Source organism: Georgenia phoenicis (assembly GCF_047302425.1).
In the GTDB taxonomy this organism is placed as follows: domain Bacteria; phylum Actinomycetota; class Actinomycetes; order Actinomycetales; family Actinomycetaceae; genus Oceanitalea.
Genome location: NZ_CP154855.1, coordinates 3504236 through 3522930, shown reverse-complemented (window position 1 = coordinate 3522930; position 18695 = coordinate 3504236). Strand labels below are relative to the sequence as shown.

Annotated in this window: 17 protein-coding genes; 12 read left to right on the top strand and 5 right to left on the bottom strand. The window is 74.0% G+C overall.

The window, feature by feature from the left end:
- Positions 1-5: 5 nt before the first annotated feature.
- Genes AA0005_RS16610 through AA0005_RS16600 form a run of 3 tightly spaced genes read right to left on the bottom strand, consistent with a single transcriptional unit; the run spans position 6 to position 2878 of the window.
- Positions 6-593, bottom strand: a complete 588-nt coding sequence (locus AA0005_RS16610; RefSeq protein ID WP_413451206.1) for a methylated-DNA--[protein]-cysteine S-methyltransferase — start codon at positions 591-593, stop codon at positions 6-8.
- Positions 590-1078 carry an RNA polymerase sigma factor gene (locus AA0005_RS16605; protein WP_413453117.1) on the bottom strand — a complete coding sequence of 163 codons (489 nt, stop codon included), beginning with the start codon at positions 1076-1078 and terminating at the stop codon, positions 590-592. Before AA0005_RS16605 ends, AA0005_RS16610 begins: the two co-directional genes overlap by 4 nt.
- Before the next feature lie 36 nt (positions 1079-1114).
- On the bottom strand, positions 1115-2878 hold the full coding sequence (locus AA0005_RS16600; protein ID WP_413451205.1) for a dolichyl-phosphate-mannose--protein mannosyltransferase: 1764 nt from the start codon (positions 2876-2878) through the stop codon (positions 1115-1117).
- Positions 2879-2919: 41 nt separating this feature from the next.
- Between AA0005_RS16600 and rsmI the strand changes: the two genes are divergently transcribed.
- Complete coding sequence (gene rsmI, locus AA0005_RS16595; protein WP_413451204.1) at positions 2920-3840, top strand: 16S rRNA (cytidine(1402)-2'-O)-methyltransferase; 921 nt, start codon at positions 2920-2922, stop codon at positions 3838-3840.
- 164 nt (positions 3841-4004) lie between these two features.
- Here rsmI and AA0005_RS16590 read toward each other — a convergent pair whose 3' ends face one another.
- Positions 4005-4493: a universal stress protein gene (locus AA0005_RS16590; protein ID WP_413451203.1), complete on the bottom strand. Its 489-nt coding sequence runs from the start codon at positions 4491-4493 to the stop codon at positions 4005-4007.
- 88 nt (positions 4494-4581) lie between these two features.
- Between AA0005_RS16590 and AA0005_RS16585 the strand changes: the two genes are divergently transcribed.
- The 10 genes from AA0005_RS16585 (at position 4582) to AA0005_RS16540 (ending at position 17220) form a co-directional block, all read left to right on the top strand.
- Positions 4582-5157, top strand: coding sequence for an isochorismatase family protein (locus AA0005_RS16585; RefSeq protein ID WP_413451202.1), 576 nt, complete (start codon positions 4582-4584; stop codon positions 5155-5157).
- Positions 5158-5340: 183 nt separating this feature from the next.
- Entirely contained in the window at positions 5341-7143 is a 1803-nt protein-coding gene (metG, locus tag AA0005_RS16580) for a methionine--tRNA ligase (RefSeq protein ID WP_413451201.1), read from the top strand.
- Positions 7140-8054 carry a TatD family hydrolase gene (locus AA0005_RS16575; RefSeq protein ID WP_413451200.1) on the top strand — a complete coding sequence of 305 codons (915 nt, stop codon included), beginning with the start codon at positions 7140-7142 and terminating at the stop codon, positions 8052-8054. Before metG ends, AA0005_RS16575 begins: the two co-directional genes overlap by 4 nt.
- 166 nt (positions 8055-8220) lie before the next feature.
- Positions 8221-9246: a G5 domain-containing protein gene (locus AA0005_RS16570; RefSeq protein ID WP_413451199.1), complete on the top strand. Its 1026-nt coding sequence runs from the start codon at positions 8221-8223 to the stop codon at positions 9244-9246.
- Between the two features lie 194 nt (positions 9247-9440).
- Positions 9441-10655: a transglycosylase family protein gene (locus AA0005_RS16565; protein WP_413451198.1), complete on the top strand. Its 1215-nt coding sequence runs from the start codon at positions 9441-9443 to the stop codon at positions 10653-10655.
- A gap of 85 nt (positions 10656-10740) precedes the next feature.
- On the top strand, positions 10741-11628 hold the full coding sequence (gene rsmA / locus AA0005_RS16560; RefSeq protein ID WP_413451197.1) for a 16S rRNA (adenine(1518)-N(6)/adenine(1519)-N(6))-dimethyltransferase RsmA: 888 nt from the start codon (positions 10741-10743) through the stop codon (positions 11626-11628).
- Positions 11625-12545: a 4-(cytidine 5'-diphospho)-2-C-methyl-D-erythritol kinase gene (locus AA0005_RS16555; protein ID WP_413451196.1), complete on the top strand. Its 921-nt coding sequence runs from the start codon at positions 11625-11627 to the stop codon at positions 12543-12545. Before rsmA ends, AA0005_RS16555 begins: the two co-directional genes overlap by 4 nt.
- A gap of 260 nt (positions 12546-12805) precedes the next feature.
- The gene (locus AA0005_RS16550) at positions 12806-13975 is read left to right on the top strand and encodes a Na+/H+ antiporter NhaA (RefSeq protein WP_413451195.1); all 1170 of its coding nucleotides are present in this window, start codon (positions 12806-12808) and stop codon (positions 13973-13975) included.
- A gap of 30 nt (positions 13976-14005) precedes the next feature.
- Positions 14006-15787 carry an ABC-F family ATP-binding cassette domain-containing protein gene (locus tag AA0005_RS16545; protein ID WP_413451194.1) on the top strand — a complete coding sequence of 594 codons (1782 nt, stop codon included), beginning with the start codon at positions 14006-14008 and terminating at the stop codon, positions 15785-15787.
- A 74-nt stretch (positions 15788-15861) separates the two neighbouring features.
- The gene (locus AA0005_RS16540; RefSeq protein WP_413451193.1) at positions 15862-17220 is read left to right on the top strand and encodes an FAD-binding protein; all 1359 of its coding nucleotides are present in this window, start codon (positions 15862-15864) and stop codon (positions 17218-17220) included.
- On the opposite strand, the gene AA0005_RS16535 is transcribed toward AA0005_RS16540, so the two are convergent.
- Complete coding sequence (locus tag AA0005_RS16535; protein ID WP_413451192.1) at positions 17217-17714, bottom strand: MarR family winged helix-turn-helix transcriptional regulator; 498 nt, start codon at positions 17712-17714, stop codon at positions 17217-17219. The genes AA0005_RS16540 and AA0005_RS16535 overlap by 4 nt on opposite strands.
- A 260-nt stretch (positions 17715-17974) precedes the next feature.
- On the opposite strand from AA0005_RS16535, the gene AA0005_RS16530 reads away from it, so the two are divergent.
- Entirely contained in the window at positions 17975-18694 is a 720-nt protein-coding gene (locus tag AA0005_RS16530; RefSeq protein ID WP_413451191.1) for a hypothetical protein, read from the top strand.
- Position 18695: the final 1 nt, after the last annotated feature.

Here is an 18695-nt window from a genome sequence, read left to right as displayed (position 1 = left end):
CCGGCTCAGGCCGCGCGCTCGAGCTCGAGCAGCAGCTCCTTGGCGGCCAGGCCGCCGAGGTACCCGCCCACGCCGCCGTCGCTGCGCAGCACCCGGTGGCAGGGCACGACGATCGGCAGCGGGTTGGTCGCGCAGGCCGAGCCGACCGCGCGCACCGCCCGGGGGTTACCCACGTGGCCGGCCACCTCGGTGTAGCTCTCCGTCTGCCCGTAGTCGATCGTCCGGAGGTACTCGAGGACCGTGCGCCGGAAGCCGCGGGAGAGCACGAGGTCGACGTCGAGCTCGAAGCGGGTCCGGGCGCGGGCGAAGTACTCCTCCAGCTGGCGGGCGGCCTCGTCGAGCAGCCCGGGGGCGTGCAGGACGCGCGGCCCTACCCGCTGGGCGAGTTCGGCCACGACCCGGTCGTGGTCCTCGTGGTCGTAGGCGACCCGCACGAGCCCGCGCGGGGTGGCGGCGAGCAGCAGCGGGCCGACGGGGGAGTCGACGGTGCGGTAGGCGACGTCGAGGATCCCCTCGCGGGCGGCGTCGTCGGCCAGTCGCGTGTGCAGCCGCTCGAGCACGGCGGGCTCGGCGGGTGGAAACAGCTCGCTCATCGGCGGTCTCCTCGGCTCGGGGCGCCGTAACGACGGCGCAGGGTGGTCATGCCGTCCGCGGCGGCGCGGCGGGCGGCGTCGGTGGCGCCGCCGACGATCGCGGCGACCTCGGCGTAGGGCAGCCCGGCGAGGTAGTGGTACGCCAGTACCAGGCGTTGCTTCTCCGGCAGCGCGGCGACGGCGGACCACACCTCGGCGGCGTCCGTCCCGCTCCCCGGTGCGGGCCGCTCGGGCAGGGAGGGGACGGGGACGGGCCGGCGGGCCCGGGCGCGCAGCTGGTCGACGGCCTTGCGGTGGGCGATCGTCACGAGCCAGGCCTCCAGGTTCGCCCCCGCCGCCAGGTCCGGGTAGGCGCGCAGGGCGGCGAGGAAGGTCTCGGACCACGCGTCCTCGGCGTCGTCGGGGCCGACGACGGCGCGGCACACGCGCAGCACCGTCGCGCCGTGGCGGGCGACGAGCTCCTCGAAGGGCGGGTTGGTCATCATCACCCCGTAGACGCTGCGGGCGGGCGGAACGTGAGATCAGATCCAGGAGGGCAGCCACATGCGGGCGCGCCACATGTCGTAGGACACGGTCTGGCCCGTCCACACCGGCCAGAACCACACGAGCGCGGCGACCGCCGTGACGCACACGACGGCGAGCAGCACGTGACCCAGCCGGGTGCTGGGAGCCGGCTCCGCGCCGTCGTCGTCCTCCTCGACGGTGAGCCACGCGTCGTCGGGCCCGGCGGCGTCGTCGTCGGGAAGCTGGCCGGGCCGGCGGGCGGGACCGTGCAGCGGCGGGAGCAGCCCGCCCACCCAGGCGACGGCGAGGACGAGGGCGAGGGCGACGTAGGGGGCCAGGGCGATGGCGTAGAAGGTGAAGATCGTGCGGTGGGCATAGGCGAACCACGGGAGGTAGACGGCGGCGTAGCCGGCGAGGGCCACCCAGGCGCGCCAGTCGCGGCGGGCGATCGCCATCCACAGGACCGCGACGAGGGCGACGAGCCCGAGCCACCACACGACCGGGTTGCCCACCGAGGAGATCGCCTGGACGCAGCGGTCGGCGCCGCAGTCGGCCGCGACGGGGCTCTCCCAGTAGAAGGACGTGGGCCGCCACTGGAGGATCCAGCCGACGGGGTGGGCCTCGTAGGTGTGCTCGGAGTCCAGCCCGTTGTGGAAGTCCCAGGCGCGCAGGTGGTACTCCCACAGCGAGTTGAGCGCGTCCGGCAGCCATGCGCGCTCCACCGTGCCGGTCGCGGCGACCTGGTCCGCGGCCCACGTGCGCAGGTAGGCACCGGGGCTGGCGAACCACGAGGCCCAGCCGGCGACGTAGGTGACCGCCGCGACGGGCACGAGGGCGAGGAACGCCGGCACCCCGCCGCGGAAGACGCCCGCGCCGAACCACAGCCGCGCGCCAACGGCCCGGCGCGCGCACAGGTCCCACACGACGACGAGGATGCCGAGGACCGCGAGCGCGTAGATCGCCGACCACTTGACCCCGCCGCCCAGGCCGAGGAGCACGCCGGCGAGGACGAGCCACCAGCGCATGCCGGTGCGCGGTCCCCACGGGTCGGTGAGCCGCCCGTCCCTGCGGGAGGCGAGGTCCGCGGCGGCGGCGCGGGCCAGGCGGCGGCGCGACTGCTCCCTGTCGAGGAGCACGGCGGCCAGCGCGGCGATGACGAAGAGGCCGAGGAAGACGTCGAGCAGGCCGATGCGGGAGCCGGTGAGGTGCAGGCCGTCCACCGCGAGGAGCAGCCCGGCGGCGCAGCCGAGGAGCGTGGAGCCGGTGAGCCGGCGGGTGAGGCGCGTCAGGATGAGGACGGTCAGCGCCCCGGCGACCGCGGCGGAGAAGCGCCACCCCGCCCCGTTGTCCGCGCCGAACAGCCGCAGCCCGATGGCGATGAGCCACTTGCCCAGCGGCGGGTGGACGACGTAGTCCGGGTCGGAGCTGAGGTCGGAGAAGTCGCCCTCCCGGAAGCGGGCGTTGATCTCGTCGTTCTCCCCCTCCCACTCGCCCTCGTAGCCGAGCGTGAGCAGCGAGTAGGCCTGCTTGACGTAGTAGGTCTCGTCGAAGATGAGCCGGGTCGGGTGGCCCAGGTTGACCAGGCGGAGCACCGCGGCGATCGCGGTGACGACGAGCGGGCCGAGCCAGCCCCACAGCCGGTCGGTCGGGCCGGGGCGGAGCAGGCGCGAGACGAGGTCCGCCTCGATCTCCGTGACGCTGCGGTGGTCGGTGCGCTCGGGCGCCGCCTCGGTCGTGCCGGCCGGGCCCGGGCGGTCGGTGTCCTCATGCGCCGCTGTCACGGGGGTGAGTGTAGGTCTCGCCGGTGGGCCACACTGGGCGGATGACCGAGCCGGCCGAGGGGCACGAGACTGACGACGCCGTGACGGACGACGACGGCGGGACCACCGCCGTCGGCGGCTCGCCCTGGCGCGGGGAGGGCGGGCAGATCGTCCTCGCCGCCACCCCGATCGGCGACGCCGGTGACGCGCCGCCGCGGCTCGTGCGGGCGCTGGCGGAGGCGGACGTCGTCGCCGCGGAGGACACCCGCCGCATGCTCGCGCTGGCCAAGCGCCTGGGCGTGTGGGTGGGCGGTGAGATGCTCAGCTTCCACGAGCACAACGAGCGTGAGCGGGCCCCGCGCCTGGTGGAGGAGGCGCGTGCCGGGCGACGGGTGCTCGTCGTGTCCGACGCCGGCATGCCGTCGGTGTCCGACCCCGGCTACCGGCTCGTCGACGCCGCCGTCGCGGCGGACGTGCCGGTGAGCGTGCTGCCCGGGCCCAGCGCGGTCCTCACGGCGCTCGCGGTGTCCGGGCTGGCGACCGACCGCTTCAGCTTCGAGGGCTTCGCGCCGCGCCGGGCGGGGGAGCGTGACCGGGTGTTCGGGGCGCTCGCGGACGAGCGCCGCACGATGGTGCTCTTCGACTCCCCGCACCGGGTGGGGGAGACCCTCGCGGCGATGGCCCAGGCCTTCGGGCCCGAGCGCCGGGCCGCCGTGTGCCGGGAGCTGACGAAAACATTCGAGGAGGTGCGCCGCGGGACGCTCGCCGAGCTGGCCGACTGGGCGGCCGACGGTGTGCGCGGCGAGGTGACGGTCGTCGTCGCCGGTGCCGAGCGGCGCGAGGCCCGGCTGGAGGACCACGTCGCCGAGGTGGTCTCCCGGGCCGCCGCGGGTGAGCGGCTCAAGGACGCCGCGGCCGCCGTCGCCGCCGAGACGGGCCTGAGCAAGCGCGAGCTCTACCAGGCCGCCCTCGACTCCCGCTGACCGCGGGCCCACCCCGTCCCCGGGGTCCCGCCGACAGTACAGATACCGCCGACAGCACGGTTAGCGCCGACAGCACACTTACCGCCGACAGCACAGTTAGCGCCGACAGCACAGTTAGCGCCGACAGCACAGTTAGCGCCGACAGCCGGATTCCTCCAGCGGCCTCAGCGCACGACGACGACGGGAACCTTCGCCTCGCGGATGCAGGTCGTCGCCGTCGAGCCGAGGAGCATGTCCGCGATCTTCGACCGGCCCTTGGAACCCACGACCATGACGTCCGCCCCGGCCGCGGCGGACACCAGGGCCTTTCCCGGGCGGCCGAACACCGTGTGGGCGTGCACCGTGACACCGGGGTGGTCCGCCGCTGCCGCCTCCGCGCGCCGGCGCGTCTCGGCGAGCGTCGCGTCCTGCATCTCGACGATCGACGGCGTCGTCCCGAAGGGGGCGTCGGCCGGTCGCACCGCCGTCGGGATGCCCCACGCGCGCACGACGTGCAGATCGGTGCCGCGGCGGGCCGCCTCACCGGCCGCGTACCGCAGCGCCTGTCCCGCACAGGCCGAGCCGTCGTCACCCACCAGGACCCCGCCGTCGAGCTCCACGGCCGTGTGGATGCCGGCCATGGTCCAGCTGTGGCGCGCGCCGTCGTCGGCCATGTGTGAAGTCTAGGACCGGGCCGAGCCGCCGTCACGGGGATCGACAGACATGGTTCGATGGGCTCGTCCGACCGTGTGAGGAGGCCCCATGTCCGAGCGTCGTGCCCTGCTCGTCGTCGACGTCCAGCCCACCTTCTGCGAGGGTGGCGCGCTCCCGGTGGACGGTGGCAACGCCGTCGCCCAGGCGGTGGCCGAGTACGTCGTGGCCCACCGCGAGCGCTACGCGCTGGTCGTCACCACCCAGGACTGGCACATCGATCCCGGTCGCCACTTCGCCACCCCGCCCGAGGAACCCGACTACGTCGTCACCTGGCCGCCGCACGGCGTGGCCGGGACGGCGGAGGCCGAGCTGCACCCGGCGCTCGCGGACCTCGCCCCCGACGCCTCGGTCAAGAAGGGCCAGTACGCCGCCGCCTACTCCGGCTTCGAGGGCACCGACGGCGAGGGGCGCACCCTCGCGCAGCTTCTCGACGGCGTGGACGCGGTCGACGTCGTCGGGCTCGCCGAGTCGCACTGCGTCAAGGAGACCGCGCTCGACGCCGTGCGGGCCGGCATGTCCGCGCGGGTGCTCAGCGACCTCACCGCCCCGGTGAGCCCCGAGCAGGGCGAGCTGGCACGGGCCCAGCTGCGCGAGGCGGGCGTGGAGATCGTCCCCTCGCGCTGAGCCGGCGCCGGAGAATCCGGCTGTCGGCGGCAACTGTGCTCTCGGCGGTAAGTGTGCTGTCGGCGGTAAGTGTGCTTTCGGCGGTGAGTGTGCTGTCGGCGGTAAGTGTGCTGTCGGCGGGAGGTGGGCGCGCGGTGGGAGGGGCTCGGCGGAGCCCGGCGCGGTGGCAACTAGGCTGCTCCCATGACGAGCATCCTCTCGGCGGTGGCCTGGCCCTACGCGTCCGGACCCCGGCACATCGGGCACGTAGCCGGCTTCGGCGTTCCCTCCGACGTCTTCTCCCGCTACATGCGCATGGCGGGCCACGACGTCCTCATGGTCTCCGGCACCGACGAGCACGGCACCCCGATCCTCGTCGCGGCCGACGCCGCCGGGGTCTCCGCCCGGGAGCTCGCCGACCGCAACAACCGCCTCATCGTCGAGGACCTCGTTGCGCTCGGCCTGTCCTACGACCTGTTCACGCGCACGACGACGCGCAACCACTACGCCGTCGTCCAGGAGATGTTCCGGGCGGTCCACGAGAACGGCTACATGGTCGAGCAGACGACCCAGAGCGCGATCTCCCCGTCCACGGGCCGCACCCTGCCCGACCGCTACATCGAGGGCACCTGCCCGATCTGCGGCTACACCGGCGCGCGCGGCGACCAGTGCGACAGCTGCGGCAACCAGCTCGACCCCACCGACCTCATCGACCCGCGCTCGCGGATCAACGGCGAGACGCCGCAGTTCGTCCAGACCCAGCACTTCTTCCTCGACCTGCCGGCGCTCGCCGAGGCGCTGGGGGAGTGGCTCGACGGCCGCGAGGCCTCGGGCACGTGGCGCCCCAACGTCATCCGCTTCTCCAAGAACATCCTCGCCGAGATCCGCCCGCGCGCGATGACCCGCGACATCGACTGGGGCATCCCGGTGCCGCTCGACGGGTGGCGCGACCAGCCGACCAAGCGCCTCTACGTGTGGTTCGACGCCGTCATCGGCTACCTGTCTGCGTCGATCGAGTGGGCCCGCCGCAGCGGCGACCCCGACGCGTGGCGGCGCTGGTGGAACGACCCGGACGCCCTGTCCTACTACTTCATGGGCAAGGACAACATCGTCTTCCACTCCCAGATCTGGCCCGCCGAGCTCCTCGCCCACAACGGCGAGGGCGCGCGCGGCGGCCTGCCGGGGGAGTACGGCGTCCTCAACCTCCCCACCGAGGTCGTCTCCAGCGAGTTCCTCACGATGGAGGGCAAGAAGTTCTCCTCCTCGCGCGGCGTCGTCATCTTCGTGCGCGACGTCCTCGAGCGGTACCAGCCCGACGCGCTGCGCTACTTCATCTCGGTCGCCGGCCCGGAGAACCAGGACAGCGACTTCACCTGGGCCGAGTTCGTGCGCCGCACCAACGGCGAGCTCGTCGCCGGGTGGGGCAACCTCGTCAACCGCACCGCCTCGATGATCCACAAGAACATCGGCCAGGTGCCGCCGGCCGGTGAACTCACCGAGGCGGACCGCGTGCTCCTCGACCAGGTCGAGGCCGGCTTCGCCACCGTCGGTGACCTCATCTCCCGCCACCGCCAGCGCGCCGCGATCTCCGAGGTCATGCGCCTGGTCGGTGAGGCGAACAAGTACATCACCGACATGGAGCCCTACAAGCTCAAGGACGAGTCCCAGCAGGAGCGCCGGGCCACGATCCTCCACGTCGCCGCGCAGGCGGTGAGCGACCTCAACGTCATGCTCAGCCCCTTCCTCCCGCACAGCGCCAACACCGTCGACGCCGCGATCGGCGGCACCGGCGACGTCGCCCCGCTCCCGCGCATGGAGGAGGTCGAGGACCTCGACGGCGGACCGGGCTACCCCGTCATCACCGGTGACTACACCGGTGTCCCGGCCTGGGGCCGGCGCCCGGTCCGGGTCGGCGAGCCGGTCGCCAAGCCGGCGCCGATCTTCACCAAGCTCGACGAGTCCGTCGTCGAGGAGGAGCTCGCCCGCCTCGGCGGCGACGCGCAGTGAGCCCCCGCGAGCGCGGCTGGCCGCCGCTGCCCGAGGCGCTGCCCGCCGCCGTCGTCGACAACCACACCCACTTCCCGGTGGGCGCCGAGGAGGACCCGGGCGTCCGCGACGGGACCGAGCCGCTGAGCCTGCCCGAGCAGCTCGAGCGGGCCGCGTCCGTGGGCGTCGCCCGCATGGTCCAGGTGGGCTGCGACCTCGACACCCTCGCCGGCAGCGTCGCGCTCGCCGAGCAGCACCCGCAGATCGTCACGGCACTGGCCATCCACCCCAACGAGGCGCCGCTCCACGCGGGCGTGCGCGAGGTGGCCCCGGACGGGCTCGACCCCGCGGTCGCGCCCCGGCACGAGACGTCGCTGGACGACGCCGTCGCCCGGGTCGCCGAGCTCGCCCGCCACGAGCGGGTGCGGGCGATCGGGGAGACGGGGCTCGACTTCTTCCGCGGCGGGGAGCGGGCGCGAGAGGTGCAGCGCGCCGCGTTCCGTCAGCACATCGCCCTCGCCAAGGAGCTCGGCCTGGCGCTGCAGATCCACGACCGCGAGGCCCACGAGGACGTCGTCGAGGTCCTCCTCGCCGACGGCGCCCCCGAGCGCACCGTCTTCCACTGCTTCTCCGGGGACGTCACCCTGGCCCGCACCTGCGCGGAGCAGGGCTGGTACGTCTCCGTCGCCGGGCCGGTGACCTTCAAGGCCAACGACACCCTGCGCGAGGCGGTGCGTGAGATGCCTCTCGCGCTGCTCCTCGTCGAGACCGACGCGCCCTACCTCACGCCCGCCCCGTACCGCGGACGCCCCAACGGGCCCTACGTCATGCCGCTCACGGTGCGGCGCCTCGCGGAGGAGACCGGCACCGAGCTGGCCACCCTGTGCCGCCGGCTGACGGCGAACACCGAGGCCGTCTACGGCACCTGGTAGCGACTCGCGCTCGTCACTCCAGTCACACCAGTCACAGGGGTATCAATCCGCACCAGGGTGCGGATCTCCTGCCCTTTCGCATCAGGTCACGAATCGGTTACGGTCTACCGCAGGTCAGTCACCACCCGGTTCGGCCGGGTGCCCTCCCTCCAGACAGGACCATGCTGTGTCAGATGCCGTCAGGCGCGCGCGCCACCGCGATGTCGGGGCCTCCCGTGCCCGCACCGCCGCCCGCCGCGGGGTGCACGCTCTCGTCCTCACCGTCATCGCCGGCGGGACCGTCGCCTTCGCCGGCACCACCGTGCCCGAGCCGACCGTCCCCGACGCGACCGTGAGCGCCGAGGCCGCCGGTGAACTCAGCGCCGTCGAGCGCGCCCGCTTCATCGCCTCCCGCTTCGAGTCCCGCTCCCCGCTCGAGGGGATCGCCGTCGAGCTCGTCGTGGACGGGCAGGCGCAGCAGCTGACGACGCAGGCCGCGACCGTCGCCGAGCTCCTCACCGAGGCCGGCGTCCTCGTCGACGAGGACGACGTCGTCTCCGCCCCGCTGTCCTCCTCGCTCACCGCGGGCGCCACCGTCGAGGTCACCACCGTCGACGTCGTCGACCAGCACGTGACGGACACCGACGAGCACGCGATCGTCGAGGAGGAGGACGACTCCCTCCCGCGCGGCGAGCGCGAGGTCGTCACCGAGGGCGTCGACGGCGTCACCGCCACGACGTACCGGGTCACCACCACCGGTGGCGAGGAGACCGCCCGCGAGGTCGTCGCCCGCGCCGTCGTCTCCGAGCGGGTCGACGAGGTCGTGCGCGTCGGCACCGCCGAGCCGGTCGTCGCCGCCCCCTCCACCCCGTCCGCGCCCTCCGCCTCCGTGCCCGCCGCACCGGTCCCCGCCGGCGGCAGCAAGGCGATCGCCGCCGAGATGGTCGCCGCGCGCGGCTGGGGCACCGACCAGTACAGCTGCCTCGAGACGCTGTGGCAGCGCGAGTCGGGCTGGAACCACCTCGCGCAGAACCCGAGCTCGGGTGCCTACGGCATCCCGCAGTCGCTGCCCGGATCGAAGATGGCCTCCGCGGGCGCCGACTGGCGCACCAACCCCGCCACCCAGATCACCTGGGGCCTGGGCTACATCAGCGACCGCTACGGCACGCCCTGCGCGGCCCTGGGCCACAGCAACTCCCGCGGCTGGTACTGAGCGTTACCACGCGGTGAGTGAGGTCACGTAGACCGCCACGTAACGATTGGATTACAGTCGCCTGCGGACCTTCGTGGTCCCGTGTCGACCTGACGCACCAGCCGGATCAGACCCCTCCCACGGCCCTCGTGCCGTGCCGGCCGCCTCCGGGCAGCCCCCCTGTCTGTGCCGGGACGCGCAACCCTAGGAAGTCCGTGCTCTCTCACGACGCCCCGCTCGACCCGAACCCCTCCGCCGCACCGCGGCGCCGCCGCCTCCGCACCGCCCTCGCGACGGTCGCCGGAGCCGCCCTCCTCACCGGCGGCGGCGTGGCCGTCGCCGCGGCCCACAAGACCGTCGAGCTCGACGTCGACGGCGTCGAGGAGACCGTGACGACCTTCGCCGGCTCCGTCGAGGGCGTCCTCGACGAGCACGGCGTCGACGTCGGTGAGCACGACGCCGTCGGGCCCGACCCGGACGCCGCGCTCGACGACGGCATGCTCGTCGTCGTCCGCACCGCCCGGCAGATCCGCGTCGACGTCGACGGCGAGCAGCGCGCCATGTGGACGACCGCGCAGACCACCGGCGAGGCGATCCAGTCCTTCGGTGAGGCCGGCCGCGAGATCAGCGTCGCCGCGTCCCGCTCCAGCGACGGCGGCCGCGAGGCCCTGGACATGCCGCTCGTCGACGGCGCCCCGGTCGACGTCGTCGCCGACGGGGAGACGCAGCGCGTCACCCCCGAGGGCGAGGCGCACCTCGACGAGGTCCTCGAGCTCGCGGGCGTCACCGTCGGCAAGCTCGACGACGTCGTCGTCGGCACTGGCGAGGACGGCGTCGTGCGGCTGACCGTCACCCGCGGCACCCACGCGCTGGCCACCGACGGCGAGGCCGTCCCCTTCGAGCGCACCGAGCGCGAGGACGACACGCTCTACGTCGGTGAGCGCCGGGTCGTGCAGGAGGGTGTCGAGGGCCGTCGCGTGCGCGCCAGCCTCGCCGTCCAGGTCGGTGGCGAGGAGCGCGTCTCCGAGGCGAGCAACTACGTCACGGTCGCCCAGCCGGTTCCCGAGATCGTCGCCGTCGGCACCAAGGAGCGCCCGGCCCCGCAGCCCGTCGCGCCGTCCGCCCCTGCCGCACCGTCCGCGCCCTCCGCCCCGTCCGGCGGCGACTCGTCCGGTGGCGGCGCCGTGTCCGGCGACGTGTGGGCCGCCCTGGCCCAGTGCGAGTCCGGCGGCAACCCCACGATCGTCAGCAGCAACGGGCTCTACCACGGCCTCTACCAGTTCTCGGTCGGCACCTGGCAGTCGGTCGGCGGCTCCGGGCTGCCCTCGCAGGCCTCCCCGGCCGAGCAGACCCAGCGTGCCCAGGCCCTCCAGGCCCGCTCCGGCTGGGGCCAGTGGCCCGCCTGCTCCGCGCAGCTCGGCCTGCGCTGACCTCCGCGCCCACAGCTCCCGCCCGCCCACGTGCCCGGCGGGAGCTGTGCTGTCGGCGCCCCGGCCGCCGGATAGGCTCGACGCCGTGACCCACGACCCCGCCCCCGCCGCGGCCGACCCCCTGCTCGGGCCCGCTGACGTCCGCGCGCTGTCCGGCGCGCTGGGGATCCGGCCGACCAAGACGCTGGGCCAGAACTTCGTCATCGACCCGGGCACGGTGCGCAAGATCGTCCGCACCGCAGGCGTCACGGCCGACGACGTCGTCGTCGAGGTGGGCCCCGGGCTCGGCTCCCTCACCCTCGCGCTCCTCGAGACGGGCGCGCGCGTCGTCGCGATCGAGATCGACCCCGTCCTCGCCGACGCCCTCCCGCGGACCGTCGCGGCCCGGCTGCCCGAGGCTGCCGAGCGGCTGCTCGTCGTGCGCTCGGACGCCATGGACGTCACCGAGCTGCCGGCCTTCCCCGGCGAGGGGCCCGCGCAGCCGGGCGCCCTCGTGGCGAACCTGCCCTACAACGTCGCCGTGCCGGTGCTGCTCACCCTCCTCGAGCGGCTCCCGAGCCTGCGCACGGGCCTGGTCATGGTGCAGGCTGAGGTCGCCGACCGGCTCGCCGCCCCGCCCGGGTCGCGCACCTACGGCGTCCCCTCGGCCAAGGCCGCCTGGTACGCGACCGCCCAGCGCTCCGCCACCATCGGGCGCACGGTGTTCTGGCCGGTTCCGAACGTCGACTCCGCGCTCGTGCGTCTCGAGCGGCGCGACCCGCCGTCGAGCACCGCGAGCCGCGAGGAGGTCTTCGCCGTTGTCGACGCCGCCTTCAGTCAGCGCCGCAAGACGCTGCGCTCCGCCCTCGCCGCCTGGGCGGGCTCGCCCGAGCAGGCCGCCGCCGCTGTCACCGCCGCGGGGCTGGACCCGACGCTGCGCGGCGAGCGCCTGGGCATCACCGACTTCGCGCGGATCGCCGAGCACCGCGCATGACCCCCACCGACGCGGTCTGCGTCCGCGCCCCCGGCAAGATCAACCTCGCGCTGCGCGTCGGCGCCCCGGACAGCGACGGCTACCACCCGCTGGCCACGGTCTTCCAGGCGGTCAGCCTCCACGAGGACGTCACCGCCTCGCCCGCCGAGGGGCTGAGCCTGAGCGTCGTGGGCCGCGACGCCGGCCGCGTCCCCACCGACGAGTCCAACCTCGCCCTGCGGGCCGCCCGGCTGCTCCAGGAGCACACCGGGATCACCGCCGGTGCGCACCTCCACATCGACAAGCAGGTTCCCGTCGCCGGCGGGATGGGCGGCGGCTCGGCCGACGCCGCCGCCGCGCTCCTCGCCTGCGACCAGCTGTGGGGCGCCGGCCTGGACCGCGAGCAGCTCGTCGACCTCGCGCGCCGGCTCGGGGCGGACGTGCCCTTCGCGCTCACCGGCCTCACCGCGATCGGCTCCGGGCGCGGCGACGTCCTCACCTCCGCCATGGTCGGCGGCAGCTACCACTGGGTGCTCGCCGTCCAGGAGGAGGGCCTGTCCACGCCCGAGGTCTTCGCCGCCTTCGACGACGACGGCGGCACGCACGCTCCCGCGCCGCACCTGGACGACGGGCTGCTCGCCGCCCTGCGCGGCGGGGACCCGCTCGAGCTGGCCCGGCACCTCGTCAACGACCTCGAGGAGGTCGCACTCGACATGCGCCCCGAGCTCGGCGACGTCATCGCCGCCGCCGACCGCGCGGGTGCGCTGGCCGCGGTCCTCTCCGGCTCCGGCCCCACCGTCGCCGCCCTCGCCCTGGACGAGAGGCACGCCCGCTCGGTGGCCGCCGTCGTCCGCGAGGCCGAGGTGGCCCGCGAGGTGCTCGTCGTCACCGGCCCCGCCCCCGGGGCCCGCGTCCTCGAGCAAGTGTCCGGCTCGTAGACCTCGCGGCCGGCCCGCGCTCGGGCAGGGGGCCAGTCCCCCCGGACGAGCGCACGCGAAAGTGACCGCCGCGCGCGCGACGACACCGGCGGTCGTCATTGTCGCCTGCGGTCGACCGCGTCCCCGCGCAGGTGTCCGCCTCCCAGACCCCGCGCGACCGGTGCGCCGGACGCAGGTAGGGTGGGCCGCGGCGTGCCGGGAAGTCTGGTCGGCGGGCGGTCGAGCGACCGCTCCTCTGCCCACCCGACCGACGGGACCCCATGACTGCCTCCCTCACCGCTGCCCTCCGCTCGCCCCGCGCCGGAGCCCTGCTCCTGCTCGTCGCGGCCGTCCTCGGGCTGGTCGCCGCGAACTCCCCGCTCGGCCCCTCGCTCAGCGAGCTCCAGAGCACGTACCTCTCGGTCCCCGGGACCGCGATCAGCCTGAGCATCGGCCACTGGATCAGCGACGGGCTGCTCGCGATCTTCTTCTTCGTCGTCGCCATCGAGCTGCGCCACGAGCTCACCGCCGGTGAGCTCAACAGCCCCTCCAAGGCCATGCGGCCCGCCATCGCCGCGGTCGGCGGCGTGCTCGTGCCGATCGGCGTCTTCCTCCTCGTCGCGGCCGGTTCCGGTCTCGAGGACGGCTGGCCCATCCCGACGGCCACCGACATCGCCTTCGCCCTGGGCATCCTCGCCGTCTTCGGCCGCGGCCTGCCCACCCGGCTGCGGGTGTTCCTCCTCGCGCTGGCGATCCTCGACGACATCATCGCGATCCTCATCATCGCCGTGTTCTTCACCACCGACCCGAGCCTCGGCCTCATCGCCGCGGCGGCCGCCGGCACGGTCGTCTTCGCCGTGCTCAGCCGCTTCCTCGGGGGCCGGGCGCGGGTCCTGGTCGGCGTCCTCATGGTCGTCGTCGCCCTCGTCACCTGGGGCCTCGTCGTCCTGTCCGGTGTCCACGCGACGATCGCCGGCGTGGCTCTCGGCCTCGTCATGGCGGCCCGGCCCGCCGACCGTGCGCGGCACGCGATCGAGCCCCTCTCCAACGGGGTCGTGCTCCCGGTGTTCGCCTTCTCCGCGGCGCTCGTCGTCATCCCGTCGGTGCCGCTCAGCGAGCTGTCTCCCGCGTTCTGGGGCATCGTCCTCGCGCTGCCGGTCGGCAAGATCGTCGGCATCATGGCCGGCGGCTGGCTGGGGGCGCGCTTCGTGCGCGCGGGCGGGACGACGCTCGGCGGGCAGGAGCTGCTCGCCGCGGGCGCGCTCGGCGGCATCGGCTTCACCGTCTCGCTCCTCATGAACGAGCTCGCCTACGCCGACAACCCGGCGGTCGCCGACGAGGGCACCCTTGCCGTGCTCGTCGGCTCGGGCATCTCGATGGTGATCGCCGCCGTCGTCGTCAGCCGCCTCGCCCGCCGCTACCGGAGGCGGGAGGCCGTCGCCGGGGCCTGAGGGCCCGTCCCGGGCACCTACCCTGGACGCGTGGCACATCTTCTCGGGGCCGAGGCCCTGCACCTGGAGTACCCGACCCGGGTCGTCTTCGACTCCGTCAGCCTCGGCGTCGACGAGGGCGACCGGATCGGCATCGTCGGCCGTAACGGCGACGGCAAGTCCAGCCTCCTCGGCATGCTCTCCGGGCGCATCGAGCCCGACGGCGGGCGCGTCACCCGCCGCGGCGGCGTGCGGATGGGCGTGCTCGACCAGAGCGACACCCTCGACCCGACGGTGTCCGTGGGCCACACGATCGTCGGGGACCGCCCGGAGCACGAGTGGGCCGGGGACGCGCGCGTGCGCGACGTCATCGACGGCCTCGTCTCCGACCTGCCCTGGGACGCCCCCGTCGGGACGCTGAGCGGCGGGCAGCGTCGCCGCGTCGCCCTCGCGCAGCTGCTCGTGGGGGACTGGGACGTCATCGCCCTCGACGAGCCGACCAACCACCTCGACGTCGAGGGCATCAGCTGGCTCGCCGCCCACCTCAAGCGGCGCTGGTCGGCCACCGCCGGCGGCCTGCTCGTCATCACCCACGACCGGTGGTTCCTCGACGAGGTCGCCACGACGACCTGGGAGGTCCACGACCGCATCGTCGAACCCTTCGAGGGCGGTTACGCGGCCTACGTCCTCCAGCGGGTGGAGCGCGACCGGCAGGCCGCCGTCGTCGAGGCCAAGCGGCAGAACCTCATGCGCAAGGAGCTCGCCTGGCTGCGCCGCGGCGCCCCCGCGCGCACGTCCAAGCCGAAGTTCCGCATCGACGCCGCCAACCAGCTCATCGAGGACGTGCCGCCGCTGCGCGACCGCACCGAGCTGTCCCGCCTCGCCACCGCCCGCCTCGGCAAGGACGTCGTCGACCTCCTCGACGTCTCGGTGTCCTTCGACGGCCGGGAGATCCTGCGCGACGTCGAGTGGCGCATCGCGCCCGGCGAGCGCACGGGCATCCTCGGGGCCAACGGTGCGGGCAAGTCGACGCTCCTGTCGCTCGTGGCCGGCACGCTCGAGCCGACCTCCGGGCGGGTCAAGCGCGGCAAGACCGTGCGCCTGGCGATGCTCGACCAGCAGTTCACCGAGCTCCAGGAGATCGCCGGCGACCGGGTCCGCGAGGTGCTGGCCCGCACGCGCACGAGCTACGTCGTCGACGGCAAGGAGATGACGCCGGCCCAGCTGCTCGAGCGGCTGGGCTTCGCCCGCGAGCATTTGTCGGCCCGGGTGGGCGAGCTGTCCGGCGGCCAGAAGCGGCGCCTGCAGCTGCTCCTCATCCTTCTGGCCGAGCCGAACGTCCTCATCCTCGACGAGCCGACCAACGACGTCGACACCGACATGCTCGCCGCGATGGAGGACCTCCTCGACTCCTGGCCCGGCACGCTCATCGTCGTCTCCCACGACCGCTACCTGCTCGAGCGGGTCACCGACCAGCAGTACGCCGTCATGGACGGGCGGCTGCGCCACGTGCCCGGGGGTGTGGACGAGTACCTCGAGCTGCGCCGCCGGGAGCAGGAGGCGCCGACGGCGGGCGCGGCGGCACCTGCGGCCGTGACCACTGGCCAGCCGAGCAGTGCCGAGCTGCGCGCCACACGTAAGGAGATGGCGGCCGCCGAGCGTCGGCTGGAGAAGCTCGCCGCCCAGGTCGAGCGCCTGCACGCCCAGATGGCCGCCCACGACCCGAACGACTACGGCGGGCTCAGCGCCCTGGGGGAGGAGCTGCGGGCCCTCGAGGCCCAGGTCGCCGAGCAGGAGGAGCGCTGGCTCGAGCTCTCCGAGCAGGTCGGGTAGCCGACCGGAAAAAGGCTGGGCGAGGCGCGCGCGCCGTCCTACTCTCGGACCGATTCCGGAAAGGGAGGCCGCCGATGACAGCCCTCGCCCACCTCGAGCAGACCCTCGACGGCCGGCTCCTGCGTCCCGACGCCGACGGCTTCGCCGCGCTCACCGCGCGGGAGTTCGCCGCTCGCGACACCCCGCCGACCGCCGTCGCGCAGGTGCGCACGACGGCGGAGGTCTCCACCGCCGTCAGGGCCGCCCGGGAAGCCGGCCTGCCCGTGGCCGTGCGCAGCGGCGGCCACAGCTACGCCCACCACAGTGCCGGTCCCGGCGCTCTGGTCCTCGACGTGCGCGGCGTGGACGCCGTGTCGATCGACCCCGGCGCGATGGTCGGGCACGCCGGGGGCGGGGTGAGCGCCGGCGCCTACAGCCGCGCAGCGGGGGAGCACGGGCTCGCGACGGGGTTCGGGGACACCGGGACCGTCGGCGTCGCGGGCATCGCCCTGGGCGGTGGGATCGGCTTCCTCAGCCGCCGCGACGGGCTGACGGTGGACAACGTCCTCGCCGCCGAGGTCGTCCTGGCCGATGGCAGCGTCGTCACCGCGGACGCGGACCACCACCCGGACCTCTTCTGGGCGCTGCGTGGCGGCGGCGGCAGCTTCGGCGTCGTCACCGGCCTCACCTTCCGCCTGCGGCCGACCGCCGTCGTCACGGGCGGGATGCTGGCCTTCGAGCCGAGCCCTGAGCGCCTGGCGGCCGCGGCCCAGGCCGTGCTCGACGCCCCCGACGGGCTCAGCGCCATGGTCAACGTGCTCGTCGCCCCGCCGGCGCCGTTCCTCCCCGAGGCCGTGCACGGCAGGCCCGTCATGCTCGTCCTCGTGTGCTGGTCCGGCGCCGAGGCGGACGCGGCCGCGGCGCTCCGGCCACTCCGGGCGCTGGGTGAGCCCCTGGTGGACGATGTCGGTCCACACTCCTACGTCGACATGCTCCACGGGCCACCCCCGTCCCCGCAGCCCTTGCACCCGGTGATGCGCACGGGCTTCACCGACCGTCTCGACGAGCAGTGGGCAGCCACCGCCCTCGAGGCGCTGGCCGGCGCGAGGACCTTCGCCGCCCTCAACATCCGGCCCATGGGCGGCGCCATCGCTCGGGTGCCGGCGGAGGCGACCGCCTTCGCCCACCGGAAGCGCGCCGTCATGGCCTCCGTCGCCGCGACCGTACCCGACGCCGCCTCCGTCCCGGTGGCCGAGGAGTGGGCCGACGCCACCGCGGGGGCGCTCGGGCTGCCTGGCGCGGGATACGTCAACTTCATGTCGGCGACCGGGGCGGAGGACGTCGCCGCGGCCTACCCCGGTGCGGTCCTCGAGCGGCTGCGCCGGGTGAAGCGGCACTACGACCCGGAGAACGTCTTCCGGTTCAACCACAACGTCGTACCGGCGGACGGCTAGGAGTCCAGCGGGAGCAGCAGACGGCGCAGCAGGCTGGTGAGCTGCTCCGCCTCGGCGGGCTCGAGCTCGGCCAGGAGCTCCTGCTCGGACCGGAGGAGGTCGGCCATGGCGGCGTCGACCGTCTCCTTGCCGCGCGGGGTGAGCCGGACGAGGACGACGCGGCGGTCGGTGGCCCCGACGGCGCGCACGACGTAGCCGTGGGCCACCATCCGGTCGATGCGGTTGGTCATCGTCCCCGAGGACACGAGCGTCTCGTTGAGCAGCCGCCCGGCCGTCAGCTCGTAGGGCTCACCGGCCCGGCGCAGCGCGGACAGGACGTCGAACTCCCAGCCCTCGAGGGCGTGGTCGATGAACACCCGGCGCCGCGCGAGGTCGAGGCGCCGGGAGAGGCGCGAGACCCGCGAGAACACGTGCAGCGGGCGAGGGTCGAGGTCCGGGCGCTCCCGTCCCCAGGCCGCGACGATGCGGTCGACCTCGTCCTGACGCTGGGGCATGCCCCGAGATTACTCGACATCAAGATAAATTGGCGGAGCCCCAAGGTCCCGCTCCGCCCCGACCTGCGCTCCCCACGCCCCGTCGACAGGTCCAGCCGCCCCGGCGAAAGATGGAGCAGCGCGCGGTGCGATCCTCCTGTCGCACGAGGCATGCCCCCGGCGAAAGTGCGGCAAATATCCGAAACGCCCGACCGCTATTCGACAGGTGGATACCTTGCGGGCACGTCCAACGAAGGACGTGACCGACGAGAGGAAGACGCATGACTGATCGATCTGTACGTGATACGCGTCGAGCAGTAACGAGTATCGCTGTCGCAGTAGCGCTCGTGGCGGGCTACTCACAGACGGCGAGCGCCGACGATAAGCCGGCGGCCGACCGGGCGGGATATGCCGTCGAGGCAAGCAGTGCCCGTGCCACCCTGGCGACACCCGTGAGTGGGATCGCCTCGTACAACGACAGGGAGGTCCTCGAGCTCCTTCTCGCGGGGACCGGGACCATCGCCGAGGACAGTCCGCGAATCGTGGACGTGCTCGGGTTCGCGCCCGACCGCGCGCGGATCAGCGACGCTGATCTTCGTGAGGTCGTGGATGCCTACAGCGCCTACAACCCCGACTTCCGGGCGGAGGTGCTCCCGGGTCTCACGTCCGGTGACCCGGACCTCGTGCAGGCCTCGCTCGGGGAGTTCTACGCGTCCGTCGTCGACTTCTTCAAGACCGACCCCGTGTTCGCGGAAGCTCGCACGGTGGCCGGCAAGAAGCCGGTGGTGAGCACGAACGCGACCGGGCAGGCCGTCCAGAACGTCAACTTCGTCGTCAACGTCAACGCCCTGCTCAACGTCAACGTGGCAGCGGTCGCGATTGCCGGTGCGGCCGTGTTCGCCGTTGCGTACGTGTGGACGCGCTACCTCGACGACCCGAACCGGACGTACGACGTCGACCAGGCGAACATGATCCGCGAAGTCACGCTCGCACTGTCCTGAC